Below are 16,448 nucleotides of genomic sequence, written 5' to 3'. Positions count from 1 at the left end.
GGGCGGAGCCCCGTGGCCGTGACGCCGGTTCGGCGAAGTCAGCTCCGCTCTTGGGCGAGAGCCCGCGGGGGCCGGGGTGGCGTCCCGGTCGATTCGGTCGGTCGCGGGTGACATGGCACGATGCGGTCATGTCCTCCGCACTGACCGATCTCTGCCCACTTCCGATCGTGCAGGCCCCCATGGCGGGCGGCGCTTCGCACCCCGCACTGGTCGCCGCCGTGGCCGAGGCGGGCGGGCTCGGGTTTCTCGCCGCCGGGTACAAAACGGCCGACGGGATGTACGAGGAGATCAAACAGGCGCGGGCGCTGACCGCCAGGCCCTTCGGCGTCAACCTCTTCATGCCGCAGACCGAGCACGCGGACCCGGCCACCGTCGAGGTCTACCGCAACCAGCTCGCGGGCGAGGCCACCTGGTACCGCACCCCGCTCGGGGAGACCGACAGCTGCAGCGACGACGGCTACGACGCCAAGCTCGCGATCCTCGTCGACGACTCCGTTCCGCTGGTCACCTTCACCTTCGGCTGCCCCCGGCGCTCGGTCGTACAGGCGCTGCAGCGCGTGGGCACGAAGGTCGGGGTCACCGTCACGTCGGTGGAGGAGGCGCAGGCCGCGCAGGAGGCCGGCGCCGACCTGGTGTGCGTACAGGGGGTCGAGGCCGGCGGGCATCAGGGCACGCACCGGGACAACCCCGAGGCCGACGGGAGCGGGTTCGGCCTGCTCTCGCTGATCGTGCAGGTGCGCGAGGCCGTGCAGCTGCCGATCATCGCCGCCGGCGGGATCATGCGCGGCGCGCAGATCGCCGCGGTGCTCGCGGCCGGCGCCGACCTCGCGCAGCTCGGCACCGCGTTCCTGGTCACCCCGGAGTCCGGGGCACCGGAGCCGCACAAGCAGGCCATGACCAACCCGCTGTTCACCCGGACCGAACTGACCCGTGCCTTCTCCGGGCGGCCCGCGCGCGGGCTCGTCAACCGGTTCATGCGTGAGCACGGCCCGTACGCCCCCGCCGCGTACCCGCAGGTCCACCACATGACGTCGCCGCTGCGCAAGGCCGCCGCCAAGGCCGGTGACCCGCAGGGCATGGCGCTGTGGGCGGGCCAGGGGCACCGGCTCGCGCGGGAGCTCCCTGCCGGGCAGCTCGTGGAGGTCCTCGCGGCCGAACTCGACGCCGCCAGGGCCGCGTTGACGCAGCGGGGCGCCGCCTGATGACCGCTCCGGTATTCGTCGTCGAGGGGGCCGTCCCCGGCGACCGCGCGTATGTGCTCGACGGGCCCGAGGGGCGCCACGCCGTCTCCGTGAAGCGGCTGCGGGCCGGGGAGACGGTGACGCTCACCGACGGGCTCGGCTCGTGGTGCGAGGCCGTCGTCACCGGCAGTGAGGGCAAGGACCGGCTGCTCGTCGACGCGGGCCCCGTGCACGTGGAGACCGAGGAGCGGCCGCGGATCACCGTCGTACAGGCGCTGCCCAAGGGCGACCGGGGCGAGCTCGCCGTGGAGACCATGACCGAGACCGGCGTCGACGCGATCGTGCCGTGGGCCGCCTCCCGGTGCATCACGCAGTGGCGCGGCGACCGCGGGCTCAAGGCGCTCGGCAAGTGGCGGGCCACCGCGCGGGAGGCCGGGAAGCAGTCGCGGCGGGTGCGGTTTCCGGACGTCGGGGAGGCCGCGACGACGAAGGAAGTCGCCGCGCTGCTCGCCGGGGCGGACTTCGCGGCGGTGCTGCACGAGGACCGGGACACCCCGAGCGGGGCGCTGGCTTCGGCCGAACTCCCGGACAGCGGCGAGATCGTGCTCGTCGTCGGCCCCGAAGGCGGCGTGTCGCCCGAGGAGTTGACGGTTTTCGAGGAGGCCGGGGCGCGGCCGATGCGGCTCGGGCGGAGCGTCCTGCGCACGTCGACGGCCGGAACGGCGGCGGTGGCGTTGCTGCTGGGACGTACGGGACGGTGGGGGTAGGCACCCGTCACAGGTACCCGTCCGACGGGTGTGTCCACAGTGACTGCAACAGTGGCTGCAACCGCACTACCGAGGCTGTACGTCCACTGGCATTCTGCCGTGCATGCGGGGATCGAGAGGGTTCAGCGGGCTTGTCCTCGTTGCTGCCGTCGTCGCCACGGGCGTCGCGTGCCAGCCGATCGAGGGCGACCTCAATGTGTCCACGGTCGCGATCACCACCGATCAGACGGCCACCGACGAGCTGAACCGGCAGAACGCCAATGTCGCCTGGCTCAGCTGCAACGGCACGTTCAGCAGCAGCTCTCCGTCCGGTAGCGCCACGTCGGGCGAGGTGAAGGTCGAGTGCCGGGGAAAGACCAAGGACGGCAAGGACATCACCGTGGAGGGGTGGGTGTACGGGGTCGTCTCCGGCAAGTGCGTGCGCGGAAAGATCATCGGGCGTATCGACAACAAGGTGTGGTTCAGCGTCGGTGTGCTCGGCAACTGCGCGGCGAGCGACAGTACTTCGCCACCGCAGGATTCGCAGCAGCCGGCGCCCTCGGAGGACCCGAAGCCGCAGGAGCCGCAACCGGGCGCCACGGGCACGATCACCGAGACCGTCACCGTGACGGCGCCCCCGCCGACTTTCCAGGGCAAGTGATCAGACGGGCTGACGTGGGCGGCGGCCAAATTTAGGCTGGGCCGGGTGACGACTCCTGCGTACCTCCGGTTCCCGCACCTGCACGGCGAGTTGGTGGTCTTCACCGCCGAGGACGACGTGTGGGCCGCGCCCCTCGACGGCGGCCGCGCCTGGCGGGTCAGCGCCGACAACATGCCCGTCGGCAACCCCCGGCTCTCCCCGGACGGCGAGACGGTCGCCTGGACCTCGCGCCGCGACGGAGCGCCGGAGGTGCACATCGCCCCGGTGGCCGGCGGGCCCGCCAAGCGCCTGACGCACTGGGGGAGTTGGACGACCAGCGTGCGCGGCTGGACGCCCGACGGGCGGGTCCTCGCCACCACCACGCACGGCCAGGCCTCGCTGCGCCGCAGCTGGGCGCGGGCCGTGCCGCTGGACGGCGGACCCGCCGAGACCCTGCCGTACGGGCCCGTGGGCGGCGTCGCGTTCGGGCCCGGGACCCAGGTGCTGCTGCTGTCCGCGCCGATGGGGCGGGAGGCCGCGTGGTGGAAGCGGTACCGGGGCGGCACGGCGGGCAAGTTGTGGATCGACCGGGCTGCCGCGGGCGAGGGCGGGGCAGGGGACTTCGTACGGCTGCACGCCGAGCTCGACGGGAACATCGAGTGCCCCATGTGGGTGGGGGACCGGGTCGCGTTCCTCTCCGACCACGAGGGCGTCGGCGCGCTCTACTCCTCCCTCTCCGACGGGACCGAACTGCGGCGGCACAGCGGCCTTGACGGCTTCTACGCGCGGCACGCCGCCACCGACGGCGAGCGGGTCGTCTACGCGAGCGCCGGTGAACTGTGGGCCGTCGAGGGGCTCGACGAGGGCGTGGAGGCGCGCCGGCTCGACATCCGCCTCGGCGGCCAGCGCGTCGATCTGCAGCCGCGGCCCGTCGACGCCGCGAACTGGTTCGGCGCCGCGTCCCCCGACCACACCGGTCGCGGCAGCGCCGTGAACGTACGCGGCGCCGTGCACTGGGTGACCCACCGTGCGGGCCCCGCCCGCGCGCTCGCCGCCGAACCGGGCGTACGCGCCCGGCTCCCGCACACCTTCCGCGTGGACGGCGAGGAACACGTCGTGTGGGTGACGGACGCCGAGGGCGACGACGCCCTGGAGTTCGCGCCCGCCACCGGGGCCGCGCCGGGCGCCACGCCGCGCAGGCTCGGCGCGGGCCGGCTCGGCCGGGTGCTCGCCCTGACGGTGGCGCCGGACGGCGGCCGGGTCGCCGTCGCCTCGCACGACGGCCGGGTACTGCTCGTCGAGCGGGACAGCGGCGACGTACGGGAGGTGGACCGCAGCGAGGACGGGAACGCCACGGGGCTCGCGTTCTCCCCGGACTCGGCGTGGCTCGCCTGGTCGCACCCCGGCCCGCACGACCTGCGCCAGCTCAAGCTCGCCAACGCCACCGACCTGTCCGTCAGCGAGGCGACCCCGCTGCGCTTCCGGGACTACGCGCCCGCGTTCACGCTCGACGGCAAGCACCTGGCGTTCCTGTCGGCGCGCTCCTTCGACCCGGTCTACGACGAGCACGCCTTCGACCTCGCGTTCGTCAGCGGCTCGCGGCCGCACCTGATCACGCTGGCCGCGACGACCCCGTCCCCGTTCGGGCCGCAGCGGCACGGCCGGGCCTTCGACACTCCCGACAAGGACGAGACGCCCGACAGCGAGGGCGCGCCCGCGACCCGGGTCGACCTGGAGGGCCTGCTCGACCGCATCGTGCCGTTCCCGGTGGAGGCCGCGCGCTACTCCAGGCTGCGGACTGCCAAGGACGGCGTGCTGTGGCTGCGGCACCCGGTGCGCGGCGTGCTCGGCGACTCCCGGGCCGGTCTCGACGCGCCGGAGCCCAAGAACCGCCTGGAGCGCTACGACCTGGCCCAGCAGCGCATCGAGGAGATCGGCGCCGACGCCGACCACTTCGAGGTCACGGGCGACGGCAAGCGGGTGCTGCTGTGGACCGGCGAGGTCCTGAAGGTGGTCCCCAGCGACCGGCGGCCCGCGCACGACGACGACAGCGACACGAACATCACCGTCGACCTGTCCCGGGTCAGCCAGATCGTCGACCCGGCGGCCGAGTGGCGGCAGATGTACGACGAGGCCGGGCGCCTCATGCGGGACAACTTCTGGCGCGCCGACATGAACGGGGTGGACTGGGACGGGGTGTTGGAGCGGTACCGGCCGGTGCTCGACCGGCTCGCCACGCACGACGACCTGGTCGACCTGCTGTGGGAGGTGCAGGGTGAGCTCGGGACCTCGCACGCGTATGTGATCCCGAGGGGCGGGCGGTGGACCTCCGCGCGCCGACAGGGGCTGCTCGGCGCCGACATCTCCCGTCATGAGGACGGCAGTTGGGTCGTCGACCGGGTGCTGCCCTCCGAGACGTCCGACCCGCGCGCCCGTTCCCCGCTCACCGCGCCCGGTGTCGCGGTGCGCGCCGGGGACGCGATCGTGGCGGTGGGCGGGCGGCCGGTCGATCCGGTGACCGGGCCCGCGCCGCTGCTGGTCGGCACCGCCGACAAGCCGGTCGAGCTGACGGTCTCGCCGGCCGGTGGCGGCGATCCGCGGCACGTGATCGTCGTGCCGCTCGACGACGAGGAACCGCTGCGGTACCACGCGTGGGTGGCCGATCGCCGGGCGTACGTCCACGAGCAGTCGGGTGGGCGGCTCGGCTACCTCCACGTCCCGGACATGCAGGCGCCGGGCTGGGCCCAGATCCACCGGGACCTGAGCGTGGAGGTGGCGCGGGAGGGGCTTGTCGTGGACGTCCGGGAGAACCGGGGCGGGCACACGTCGCAGCTCGTCGTGGAGAAGTTGGCGCGGCGCGTCGTGGGCTGGGACGTGCCGCGGGGCAGTCGCCCCTTCACGTATCCGATGGACGCGCCGCGCGGTCCTGTCGTGGCGGTGGCCAACGAGTTCTCCGGCTCGGACGGTGACATCGTCAACGCGGCGATCAAGGCGCTCGGTATCGGGCCCGTCGTGGGTGTACGTACCTGGGGCGGCGTCATCGGCATCGACAGCCGGTACCGGTTGGTGGACGGGACGTTGGTCACGCAGCCGAAGTATGCGACGTGGATGGAGGGTTACGGGTGGGGTCTGGAGAACCACGGGGTGGACCCTGACGTGGAGGTGGTGATGGCCCCGCAGGACGCGGCGGCGGGGCGTGACCCGCAGTTGGACGAGGCGATCCGCATCGCGCTGGCCGCGCTGGTCGAGAACCCGGCGAAGGCCGCGCCCACGCTGCCGCGGGTTTCGGGGGAGTAGCGGCGGGGCCCCTGGTTCTCGTTGCGCGGCACCGGGGGCCGCCTTGCCCACCCTGCCGCCCAAGGCGGCAGATTGCCCAAGGCGGGGGCGGCAGCCACCCGATGCGCCCCAGGCGGCGGGGGTGGGCAATTTAAGCCCCTGCGGCGATTGAGCAGCGGGGTCCGGGGCGGAGCCCCGTGGGCGCCACCCCGTGGGACTGATCGATACGATGCGGCCATACCGACGACCACCGCTGAGGGGACCCACATGGACGACTGCCTGTTCTGCAAGATTGTCGCGGGGGACGTCCCCGCCACACTGGTCCGCGAGACGGAGTCCACCGTCGCGTTCCGGGACATCAACCCCCAGGCGCCCACCCACGTCCTGGTCATCCCGCGGCTTCACTACACCGACGCCGCCTCCCTCGCCGCCGCCGAACCGGCCATCGCCGCGGACGTGCTGCGCGAGGCCGGCGAGGTCGCCAAGGAAGAGAAGCTGGACAGCTACCGGATCGTGTTCAACACCGGCAGCGGCGCGGGCCAGACCGTCTTCCACGCGCACGCCCACGTCCTCGGCGGCCGCGGCCTGCAGTGGCCCCCCGGATAGCGGCGGCAGGGTCCAACGCCCCATGTCCGTAAGGGAATTCGTCGTGCTCGGCACCGCCAGCCAGGTGCCGACCCGGCAGCGCAACCACAACGGCTACCTGCTTCGCTGGGACAGCGAGGGCATCCTCTTCGATCCCGGCGAGGGCACCCAGCGGCAGATGCTGCGCGCCGGCGTGGCCGCGCACGACCTCAATCGGATCTGTGTCACGCACTTCCACGGCGACCACTCCCTCGGCCTCGCGGGCGTCATCCAGCGGATCAACCTCGACCGGGTGCCGCACCCGGTGACCGCGCACTACCCGGCGTCCGGGCAGCGGTTCTTCGACCGGCTGCGGTACTCCACCGCGTACCGGGAGACCGTCGACATCGCGGAGGAGCCGGTGGCCGGGGAGGGCGCGGTGCTCGCGGACACCCCCGCGTACCGCCTCGAAGCCCGTCGCCTTTCGCATCCCGTCGAGGCGTACGGCTACCGCCTCGTCGAGCCCGACGGGCGCCGCATGCTGCCCGAGCGGCTCGCCGCGCACGGCATCAAGGGGCCCGACGTCGGGCGGTTGCAGAAGGAGGGCGTCCTGCGGGGCGTCACGCTCGACGAGGTGAGCGAGGTGCGGCGCGGGCAGCGCGTCGCGTTCGTGATGGACACCCGGCTGTGCGAGGGCGTGGAGGCGCTCGCCGAGGGCTGCGATCTGCTCGTCATCGAGTCGACCTTTCTCGACGAGGATCATCAACTCGCCGGCGATCACGGGCACTTGACTGCGGGGCAGGCCGCCCGCGTCGCCCGGGACGCCGGTGTGCGGCACCTCGTCCTCACCCACTTCAGCCAGCGCTACACCGACCCGGTGGAGTTCGCGCGGCAGGCCCGCGCCACCGGGTTCGACGGGGAGCTGACGGTCGCCCGCGACCTGGACCGCGTCCCCGTACCGAAGCGTCGCTGAGCCAAGGCATCCGGCCCTGCGTACGATGGTCGGATGTCCCTCGCACCACTCGCACGCATCCCCAAAGCAGAGCTTCACCTGCACATCGAAGGCACCCTCGAACCCGAGCTGGCCTTCGAACTCGCCGCCCGCAACGGCATCGCGCTGCCGTACGCCGACACCGAGGAGCTGCGGAAGGCGTATCTCTTCGCCGACCTGCAGTCCTTCCTCGATCTCTACTACTCGCTGATGGCCGTCCTTGTCACCGAGGGCGACTTCGAGGCGCTCGCAGACGCCTATCTCGCGCGCGCCGCCGAGCAGGGCGTGCGGCACGCCGAGATCTTCTTCGACCCGCAGGCGCACGCGGCGCGGGGCGTGGAGATGGGCACCGTCGTCGAGGGGCTGCACCGGGCGCTCGCGCGCAGCGAGGAGCGGCACGGGATCTCCACCAAGCTGATCCTCTGCTTCCTGCGCGACCAGTCCGCCGAGTCGGCGATGGAGACCCTGGAGGCCGCGAAGCCGTACCTGGACCGCATCGTCGGCGTCGGGCTCGACTCCGCGGAGGTCGGCAACCCCGCGTCCAAGTTCCGTGACGTGTACGAGGCCGCGGGCGAACTCGGCCTGCGCAAGGTCGCGCACGCGGGCGAGGAGGGCGACCCGTCGTACGTGTGGGAGGCCCTGGACATCCTCGGCGTCGAGCGCGTCGACCACGGGCTGCGGTCCCTGGAGGACCCGGAACTGGTGAACCGCCTCGTACGGGACCGGATCCCGCTCACGCTGTGCCCGCTGTCGAACGTGCGGCTGCGCACCATCGACATGCTGGAGGACCACCCGCTGGCCAAGATGATGGACGCGGGCCTGCTGTGCACGGTCAACTCCGACGACCCGTCCTACTTCGGCGGCTACGTCGGCGACACCTTCCACGCCGTCCACGAGGCGCTCGCCCTCGACCACGACCGAGTGCGGGAACTGGCCCGCAACTCGTTCGTGGCGTCGTTCCTCGACGGCAGCGCGGAGGACGAGGCGCGTCGGGCGCGTTACATCGCCGAGGTCGAGGCGTACGAGCTGGACGACATCTCCGGCTGAACCGACGGCCGGAGGTCCTGCACCGACGGCTGGGGCTCCGGCTCCACGCCGTCGGGGCCCACCGCGGTGAACGTCGTGAACGCGGGCGCCTCGACCGTGGGCACCTCGATGTCGAACAGCTCGACCACCGGCTGCTCCAGCACACCCGACGGCGGCACGATCGCGCCGACCGGGGCACCGCTGTGGCGCCTTGCCGCTCCCGCGAACAGCGGGCGGCCACCGGTGTGCAGGGTCACCGCGGTCAGCGGCACCGCGAGCAGCAGCAGCGCGACGGCGAGCGCCGCGCCCATCACGGGGAAGCCCACCGACTGGGCCAGGAGGCTGCCGGCCAGCGGGCCGAGGGCCGTGCCGAGCGAGGACGCCGAGCCGATGAGGACCGCCCAGCGGCCGCGCGGGTCGAGCGAGGCGGCGAGGCCGAGGACGTACGACAGGACCACCGGGTAGAGGGTGTTCCAGGCGATCTCGCCCGAGGCGAAGGACGCGAGGCCGTCCGCGCGGGCGCTGAGCAGGACGCAGCAGGCGATCGCCGCCGTGCCCGCGCCGATGGGCAGCGCGCGGCCCAGGCGGACGCCGACCGCGCCCGCGCCGATCACGCCGAGCAGCCCGACGCCGAGCGCCACCGCGAAGACCGAGCCGACCGCGACCTCGGACAGGCCCGCCTGTTCGGTGCCGATGCGGCTGCTGACACCCCAGAGCGCGTTCTGCGCCATCGACCAGCACACCAGGGTCACCGCGAGCAGCAGGCCCGAACGGGCGTGGGGGAGCGGTGAGTTGGGGGCAGGGGCCGCGCAGTTGTCCGGGGTGGCAGGGTCCGCGAGGCCGCGGGTGGCGGGCCACACGGCGAGCGCGGTGGCGGCGAGCGCCGCGAACGGCAGGAAGCTGCCCTCGCTGATCCGCGGAATGGTCAGGTAGAGGGCGCACGCGAGCGCGGAGACGCTCAGCAGGCCGAGTGTGGAGGCGCGGTGCGGGTCCTTCTGCGCGGCGATCCCGGTGGCCGCGACGGCCGTCGCCGTACCCGAGCCGAAGCCGCCGACCATCGCACCCGCGACGAGTATCGGTGTGGTGGTGGCGAGGGCGGCGGTGCCGTATCCGACGACGGCGAGGAGCAGTCCGGTCCGGGCGGCGCGGCGGGCGCCGACCCGTTCGACGCGGGCCGCGAGCGTGAGGCCCGCGGCGGCCGAACTCAGCAGCAGCGCACTGCCGATGAGACCGGCCTGGGTGGGGGAGAGCCGCAGGCTGTCGGCGACTCTGCCGACGATGGTGGGCAGGAGATAGGCGGCGAGATAGCCGGCCGTGAAGAGGGCGATGAGCGCGGGCCGGGCGGGGCGGCGGGACACGGGCGTTCCTGAGGACGGGCCTCTTGCCTTGGACGCTGTTTTGGGCAAGGGGGTGCTAAGGCAGGGGAGTTGGGAGCGCGACGTCTTTGCGAACGGGACCGAACCGGGGACGGGGGCGCGGCCAATTTGTATCAAGTCCATGGGGGGTGCACGAAAGCCGGGGCCGTGTGACGCGTGACACATTTGGTTTGGGGGTGGTTCGGCCGGGCAGAAGAGGCGATTTGTGCGGTGCGGTGGTGCCGCTCAGCGCCAGTCGGGGACGCCGGAGGTCCCCCGGTGGGCCGTCGCCTCGATCTTCGCGCGGGTCTCGCGCATGACCGCCACGATCCGCTCCTCGTGCTCCGGCGTCAGCCGGGCCACCGGCACCGAGCAGCTGATGGCGTCGTGCGCCGGGTCCGCATAGCGCAGCGCGAAGCCGAAGCCGACGATGCCGTCGACGCCCTCCTCGCGGTCGACCGAGTGGCCGCGCTCGCGGATCGCGGCGAGATCGGCGGCGAGCGCCTCGCGGGTGGCGTGCGTGCGCCTGGTGGACTGCTCGTACGGGCCCGGCGGCAGCTCGTCGTCCGGGCGCTCGGCGAGCAGCGCCTTGCCCAGCGCGCCGATGTGCGCGGGCAGTCGGCGGCCCACGCGGCTGATCGTGCGCAGATACTCGTGCGACTCGCGGGTCGCCAGATACGCGACGTCGAAGCCGTCGAGGCGCCCCAGGTGGATCGTCTCGCCGAGCGCCTCCGACGCCTCGTCGAGGAACGGGCGCACGGAGCGCACGTACGGATCGGTGTCCAGGTAGCTGGTGCCGGTCAGCAGGGCGCGGATGCCGATGCCGTACAGCGAGCCCGTCACGTCCGTGCGCACCCAGCCGCGCTCGATGAGCGTCTGCAGCAGCGCGTACATGGAGCTGCGCGGCACCGCGAGTTCGTCGGCGAGCTCCTGGAGGCGGGCGGGCCGGTCGCCGCGGGAGGCGAGCACGTCGAGCAGATCGACGGTGCGGGCAGCCGACTTCACCTCGCGCACGCCGCGCTGCGGCCCGGTGTCCTGCCGCTGCCCGGCCCTGCTCTCTGCCATGCGCCGATCGTAATCCGGCCGCTTCGTGACAGGTTGATGTCGTCCCCCGTGGTACGCGAACCGGTCGTGCACACTGTCCGAATCCGTACCGATGCAGGGAGCGCGACGTGACCTCCAACCGACCCAGAACGGACCCCCTCGCGGCGCTGCGCACGACGGCCGACCCGCCCTACGACGTCTATCTCACCGGCACGGTCTTCCTCGACATCATCTTCACCGGCCTCGACAGCGCGCCCGTGCGGGGGACGGAGTCGTGGGCGCGCGGCATGGGGTCGAGCCCCGGCGGGATCGCGAACATGGCGACGGCGCTCGCGCGGCTCGGCCTGCGCACCTCGCTCGCCGCGGCCTTCGGCGACGACCACTACGGCGAGTACTGCTGGGACGCCCTCGAACGCGGCGAGGGCATCGACCTCAGCTACGCGCGCACCGTGCCGGGCTGGCACTCGCCCGTCACCGTGTCCATGGCGTACGAGGGCGAACGCACGATGGTGAGCCACGGGCACGAGCCGCCGCCCGTCGATCCCTCCCGTCTCCCACCACCGCCCTCAACCGAGGCCCTCCGGGCCGCCTTTCCTTTTGCGCCGGACTGTCCGCCGCACGCCAGGGCCGCCGTCGCCTCGCTCGTCCCCGGCGCCGAGGAGCCGTGGGTCGCGACGGCCGCGCGCTCCGGTACGCAGATCTTCGCCGACGTGGGCTGGGACGAGACCGGCCGCTGGGACCTGGCGGCGCTGCCCGGCCTGCGGCACTGCGAGGCGTTCCTGCCGAACGCGCAGGAGGCGATGCGCTACACCTGCACGTCCTGTCCGCGGGAAGCGGCGCACGCGCTGACCGAGCATGTGCCGGTGGCCGTGGTGACGCTCGGCGCGGAGGGCGCGTACGCGGTGGACGGACGCACCGGCGAGACGGCGTCCGTCCCGGCCATCGAGGTCGAGGCCCTCGACCCGACCGGGGCCGGGGACGTCTTCGTCGCCGGCTTCGTCACCGGCACCCTCGCGGGCTGGCCGCTCGCCGACCGCCTCGCCTTCGCCGGCCTCACCGCGGCCCTCTCGGTCCAGGAGTTCGGCGGCTCCCTGTCGGCGCCGGGCTGGTCGGAGATCGCGGCCTGGTGGAAGGAGGTCCGCTCCAACGACCACCAGAGCCGCTGCGCCCTGGACCGCTACGCCTTCATGTCCCCCCTCCTCCCGGACACGTCCCGGTCGTGGCCCTTGCGCCGAGCGGTCCCGACCATCGGCTTCGGACGGTCGGCGTAACGCCTGGAAGGACCCGGGCGTAAATGTCTTGTCGGGGCGGTGGCAGGCGTGCGAGATTGGCTGCCGCTGCCGTCCGGCGGCCCACCACTTCTCGGACCTCAGGGACTGAAGCCCATGATCTCGGCGACCCGCAGCGGCCGTCGTCCGTACTGAGTTCGCGCCGTACCCCGGTTCGCGGACTCGCTCCTCACGGCGGCCCCACGCACACACGTCACCTGTCAGCTGTGCGCTTCTTTCACGTGAGGACACCACCATCACCATGGACATCGACGTCCAGAGCTTCACCGTCGCCCACCTGCGCCGCCGTCCGGAGCCGGTCGAGACGGCCGGGTTCGTGCTCGGGTTCGATCCGGCCACCACCAGCCCGTACGTCAATTACGCGACGCCGGTGCCGGGTGCCGAGCCCACCGCCGCCGATGTGCGCGCGCTCATCGCCGCGTTCCGGGAGCGGGGCCTCACCCCGCGCCTGGAGTTCGCGCCGGGCGCCGCTCCGGAGGCCGCGGCCGCGCTCGACGCCGCCGGGTTCACGGCCGAGGCCGAGCACACGTACCTGGTGTGCACGGCGCAGACGCTCGTCGTACCCGCGCACCCCACCGTCGAGGCCCCGGCCGACGACGGCGACTACCTCGCGCTCGACGCGACGCTCGCCGAGGCGTTCAGCGGGGAGTTCGCCTCGTCGCCCGAAGGGGCCGCGCGGCTGCGGCGCACCGAGGAGAACGGCGGCGCCGTCCGCTTCGTGCGGGCCGACGACGGCACCGTCGCCGGTGGCGCCCTGTGCAGCGCCCCCGCCGCGGGCACCGCCGAACTGGCCGGCGTCGGCACCCGCCCCACCCACCGGGGCCGGGGCATCGCCGGCGCCGTCACCGCCGAACTGGCCCGCGTGCTGCTGCACGAGCGCGGCGCCGCGTCGGTGTGGCTGGAGTACGGCGGGCACGACTCACGCCGCGTGTACGAGCGCGTCGGCTTCCGCCCGCGCGGCACCCGCCGCTACGCCCGCCTGGAGGACTGACGTAATACGGCCGGGGGCCCGACGGGCTCCCGGCCGTATCCGAAACCCGCTCGGCGTTGTCGTACCCGCGCCGTACCCTTGGCGGTGCAGGACAACACCGCAGAAAGTCCCGTACGGGGAGGACGCAAGGGCCACAGGCCCGGCTCATGACGCAGACACCATCCAGCGCCCGCGCACAGTTCACCGTTCCGCCGAAGCACCCCATGGTCGAGGTGCTCGGGTCGGGGGACGCGCTGCTGCGAGTGATCGAGAAGGCCTTCCCGGAGGCCGACATCCACGTCCGGGGCAATGAGATCAGCGCGACCGGGGAGTCGGGGGAAGTCGCCCTCATCCAGCGCCTGTTCGACGAGATGATGCTGGTACTGAGGACAGGGGCACCGATGACCGAGGACGCCGTGGAGCGTTCCATCGCCATGCTGAAGGCCGGCGGGAGCAACGGGCAGGAGACGCCCGCCGAGGTGCTCACGCAGAACATCCTGTCGTCGCGGGGCCGCACGATCCGGCCGAAGACGCTGAACCAGAAGCGGTACGTCGACGCGATCGACAAGAACACGATCGTCTTCGGCATCGGCCCGGCGGGCACCGGCAAGACGTACCTGGCGATGGCCAAGGCCGTCCAGGCCCTGCAGGCCAAGCAGGTCGACCGGATCATCCTGACCCGTCCTGCGGTGGAGGCGGGCGAGCGGCTCGGATTCCTTCCGGGAACGCTGTACGAGAAGATCGACCCGTACCTGCGCCCCCTGTACGACGCGCTGCACGACATGCTCGACCCGGACTCGATCCCGCGTCTGATGGCGGCGGGGACGATCGAGGTGGCGCCGCTGGCCTACATGCGCGGCCGCACCATCAACTCGGCCTTCATCATCCTCGACGAGGCGCAGAACACGACGCCCGAGCAGATGAAGATGTTCCTGACCCGGCTCGGTTTCGACTCGAAGATCGTGATCACGGGTGACGTGACGCAGGTCGACCTGCCGGGCGGCACGAAGAGCGGGCTCAAGCAGGTGCAGGACATCCTGACGGACGTCGAGGACGTGAACTTCTCCCGGCTCACGTCCCAGGACGTGGTGAGGCACAAGCTCGTCGGCCGTATCGTCGACGCGTACGAGAAGTACGACACCGAGCACGGTACGGAGAACGGCACTCACAAGGGCCGTCCCAGAGGGAACCAAGGAAAGTAGTCCAACAGCGCCATGTCGATCGACGTCAACAACGAGTCCGGAACCGAGGTCGACGAGCAGGCGATCCTCGACATCGCCCGCTACGCACTCGCCCGGATGCGGATCCACCCGCTGTCGGAGCTCTCGGTGATCGTCGTCGACGGCGACGCCATGGAGCAGCTGCACGTGCAGTGGATGGACCTGCCGGGGCCGACGGATGTCATGTCGTTCCCGATGGACGAGCTGCGGCCGCCGATGAAGGACGAGGACGAGGCCCCGCAGGGCCTGCTCGGCGACATCGTGCTGTGCCCGGAGGTCGCCAAGCAGCAGGGTGAGGACGCGCCCACGCAGCACTCCATGAACGAGGAGCTCCAGCTCCTCACCGTGCACGGGGTGCTGCACCTGCTCGGGTACGACCACGAAGAGGCCGACGAGAAGGCCGAGATGTTCGGTCTCCAGGCGGGCATCGTGGACGGCTGGCGTGCGGAGAAGGGACTGACGGGGCCGTCGCCGGCGCCGACCGTGTCATGAGCTTTTCGCTGATCGCCGGGGCCGTCGCGCTGGTCGTGATCGCCTGGCTCGCCGCCTGCGCCGAGGCCGGCCTCGCGCGGGTGTCGAGCTTCCGTGCCGAGGAGGCCGTTCGGTCCGGGCGGCGCGGCAGCGCCAAGCTCTCCCAGGTGGCCGCCGACCCGACGCGCTATCTGAACGTGGCGCTCCTGGTGCGCGTCGCCTGCGAGATGGCGGCCGCCTCGCTCGTCACGTACGCGTGCCTGGAGGAGTTCCAGGAGACGTGGCAGGCGCTGCTCGTCGCCATCGGCGTGATGGTGCTGGTGTCGTACGTGGCCGTGGGCGTCTCGCCGCGCACCATCGGCCGCCAGCACCCGCTGAACACCGCGACCGCGGCCGCGTACGTGCTGCTGCCGCTGGCTCGGATCATGGGTCCGATCCCGCCGCTGCTGATCCTCATCGGTAACGCGCTCACCCCCGGCAAGGGCTTCCGGCGCGGCCCCTTCGCCTCCGAGGCCGAGCTGCGGGCCCTGGTCGACCTCGCCGAGAAGGAGTCCCTCATCGAGGACGAGGAGCGCCGCATGGTGCACTCCGTCTTCGAGCTGGGCGACACCCTCGTGCGGGAGGTCATGGTGCCGCGCACCGACCTCGTCGTCATCGAGCGGTACAAGACCATCCGGCAGGCCCTCACCCTCGCCCTGCGGTCCGGGTTCTCGCGGATCCCCGTGGTCGGCGAGAGCGAGGACGACGTCGTGGGTGTCGTGTACCTGAAGGACCTTTCGCGCAAGACGCACATCAACCGGGACGCCGAGGCCGAGCTGGTGTCGACCGCCATGCGGCCCGCGACCTTCGTGCCCGACACCAAGAACGCGGGCGATCTGCTGCGCGAGATGCAGCAGCTGCGCACGCACGTCGCCGTCGTGATCGACGAGTACGGCGGCACGGCCGGCATCGTCACGATCGAGGACATCCTCGAGGAGATCGTCGGCGAGATCACCGACGAGTACGACCGCGAGGTGTCCTCCGTGGAGGAGCTCGGCGACGAGCGGTTCCGGGTGACGTCCCGCCTCGACATCGGCGACCTCGGCGAGCTGTACGGCATCGAGGAGTTCGACGACGAGGACGTGGAGACGGTGGGCGGGCTGCTGGCCAAGGCCCTCGGCCGGGTCCCGATCGCCGGGGCCTCGTCCCTGGTCACCCTGCCCGACGGGCGGGCGCTGCGGCTGACCGCGGAGGCCGCGGCGGGCCGCCGGAACAAGATCGTGACCGTGCTCTCGGAGCCGGTCGGCGGCCAGGAGGAGGGCGCCGGATGACCCCGAAGGAGCTGCGCGCGTTCTGCCTGTCGTTCAACGCGGCGGTGGAGGACTTCCCGTTCAGTCCGGAGATCTCCGTGTTCAAGGTGCTGGGCAAGATGTTCGCCCTGTCGTTCCTCGACGCGAGCCCGCTGACCGTGAACCTCAAGTGCGCCCCCGAGGACGCGGTGCGGCTCCGCGGTGAGTACGAGGGCCTCATCGTGCCCGGCTGGCACATGAACAAGCGGCACTGGAACACGGTGACCGTCGAAAGCCCCGACGAGCTCCCGGACCGGCTGGTCCGGGAGCTCATCGAGGACTCGTACGACCTGGTGGTGGCGGGCCTGCCGAAGGCGGAGCGGCTCCGGCTCGACCGGGCCTAGCAC

At 72.4% G+C, this 16,448-nt stretch carries 15 protein-coding genes; 13 read left to right on the top strand and 2 right to left on the bottom strand.

The window, feature by feature from the left end:
- Window positions 1–107: 107 nt before the first annotated feature.
- The 7 genes from OHA73_RS16015 (at window position 108) to OHA73_RS15985 (ending at window position 8,445) form a co-directional block, all read left to right on the top strand.
- Entirely contained in the window at window positions 108–1,202 is a 1,095-nt protein-coding gene (locus OHA73_RS16015) for a nitronate monooxygenase (protein WP_327655375.1), read from the top strand.
- Window positions 1,202–1,948: a 16S rRNA (uracil(1498)-N(3))-methyltransferase gene (locus OHA73_RS16010; protein ID WP_327655374.1), complete on the top strand. Its 747-nt coding sequence runs from the start codon at window positions 1,202–1,204 to the stop codon at window positions 1,946–1,948. Before OHA73_RS16015 ends, OHA73_RS16010 begins: the two co-directional genes overlap by 1 nt.
- A 103-nt stretch (window positions 1,949–2,051) precedes the next feature.
- Window positions 2,052–2,588, top strand: coding sequence for a hypothetical protein (locus OHA73_RS16005; RefSeq protein ID WP_327655373.1), 537 nt, complete (start codon window positions 2,052–2,054; stop codon window positions 2,586–2,588).
- Window positions 2,589–2,633: 45 nt separating this feature from the next.
- The gene (locus OHA73_RS16000; protein WP_327655372.1) at window positions 2,634–5,864 is read left to right on the top strand and encodes a S41 family peptidase; all 3,231 of its coding nucleotides are present in this window, start codon (window positions 2,634–2,636) and stop codon (window positions 5,862–5,864) included.
- 246 nt (window positions 5,865–6,110) lie between these two features.
- Window positions 6,111–6,449 carry a histidine triad nucleotide-binding protein gene (locus tag OHA73_RS15995; protein ID WP_327655371.1) on the top strand — a complete coding sequence of 113 codons (339 nt, stop codon included), beginning with the start codon at window positions 6,111–6,113 and terminating at the stop codon, window positions 6,447–6,449.
- A gap of 22 nt (window positions 6,450–6,471) precedes the next feature.
- Window positions 6,472–7,380, top strand: a complete 909-nt coding sequence (locus tag OHA73_RS15990; RefSeq protein ID WP_267070500.1) for a ribonuclease Z — start codon at window positions 6,472–6,474, stop codon at window positions 7,378–7,380.
- 33 nt (window positions 7,381–7,413) lie between these two features.
- Window positions 7,414–8,445, top strand: coding sequence for an adenosine deaminase (locus OHA73_RS15985; RefSeq protein WP_267070501.1), 1,032 nt, complete (start codon window positions 7,414–7,416; stop codon window positions 8,443–8,445).
- Here OHA73_RS15985 and OHA73_RS15980 read toward each other — a convergent pair.
- Together OHA73_RS15980 and OHA73_RS15975 are read right to left on the bottom strand one after the other, a co-directional pair.
- Window positions 8,397–9,782 carry an MFS transporter gene (locus tag OHA73_RS15980; RefSeq protein WP_267070502.1) on the bottom strand — a complete coding sequence of 462 codons (1,386 nt, stop codon included), beginning with the start codon at window positions 9,780–9,782 and terminating at the stop codon, window positions 8,397–8,399. The two genes, OHA73_RS15985 and OHA73_RS15980, sit on opposite strands and share 49 nt — an antisense overlap.
- Window positions 9,783–10,025: 243 nt before the next feature.
- Complete coding sequence (locus OHA73_RS15975; protein WP_327655370.1) at window positions 10,026–10,844, bottom strand: IclR family transcriptional regulator; 819 nt, start codon at window positions 10,842–10,844, stop codon at window positions 10,026–10,028.
- 107 nt (window positions 10,845–10,951) lie between these two features.
- On the opposite strand from OHA73_RS15975, the gene OHA73_RS15970 reads away from it, so the two are divergent.
- The 6 genes from OHA73_RS15970 (at window position 10,952) to OHA73_RS15945 (ending at window position 16,445) form a co-directional block, all read left to right on the top strand.
- Window positions 10,952–12,094 (top strand): carbohydrate kinase family protein, encoded by a 1,143-nt coding sequence (locus OHA73_RS15970; protein ID WP_266719789.1) that lies wholly within the window; start codon window positions 10,952–10,954, stop codon window positions 12,092–12,094.
- A 259-nt stretch (window positions 12,095–12,353) separates the two neighbouring features.
- Window positions 12,354–13,103 carry a GNAT family N-acetyltransferase gene (locus OHA73_RS15965; RefSeq protein ID WP_267070505.1) on the top strand — a complete coding sequence of 250 codons (750 nt, stop codon included), beginning with the start codon at window positions 12,354–12,356 and terminating at the stop codon, window positions 13,101–13,103.
- Window positions 13,104–13,249: 146 nt separating this feature from the next.
- On the top strand, window positions 13,250–14,284 hold the full coding sequence (locus tag OHA73_RS15960) for a PhoH family protein (protein WP_266719793.1): 1,035 nt from the start codon (window positions 13,250–13,252) through the stop codon (window positions 14,282–14,284).
- Between the two features lie 12 nt (window positions 14,285–14,296).
- Window positions 14,297–14,794 (top strand): rRNA maturation RNase YbeY, encoded by a 498-nt coding sequence (gene ybeY / locus OHA73_RS15955; protein ID WP_266719795.1) that lies wholly within the window; start codon window positions 14,297–14,299, stop codon window positions 14,792–14,794.
- Window positions 14,791–16,083: a hemolysin family protein gene (locus OHA73_RS15950; protein ID WP_327655369.1), complete on the top strand. Its 1,293-nt coding sequence runs from the start codon at window positions 14,791–14,793 to the stop codon at window positions 16,081–16,083. Before ybeY ends, OHA73_RS15950 begins: the two co-directional genes overlap by 4 nt.
- Entirely contained in the window at window positions 16,080–16,445 is a 366-nt protein-coding gene (locus tag OHA73_RS15945) for an MmcQ/YjbR family DNA-binding protein (RefSeq protein ID WP_266719799.1), read from the top strand. The genes OHA73_RS15950 and OHA73_RS15945 overlap by 4 nt, the downstream gene beginning before the upstream one ends.
- Window positions 16,446–16,448 lie beyond the last annotated feature (3 nt).

The organism is Streptomyces sp. NBC_00483 (genome assembly GCF_036013745.1).
GTDB lineage: Bacteria > Actinomycetota > Actinomycetes > Streptomycetales > Streptomycetaceae > Streptomyces.
This window is presented reverse-complemented; position numbering and strand designations above follow the sequence as displayed.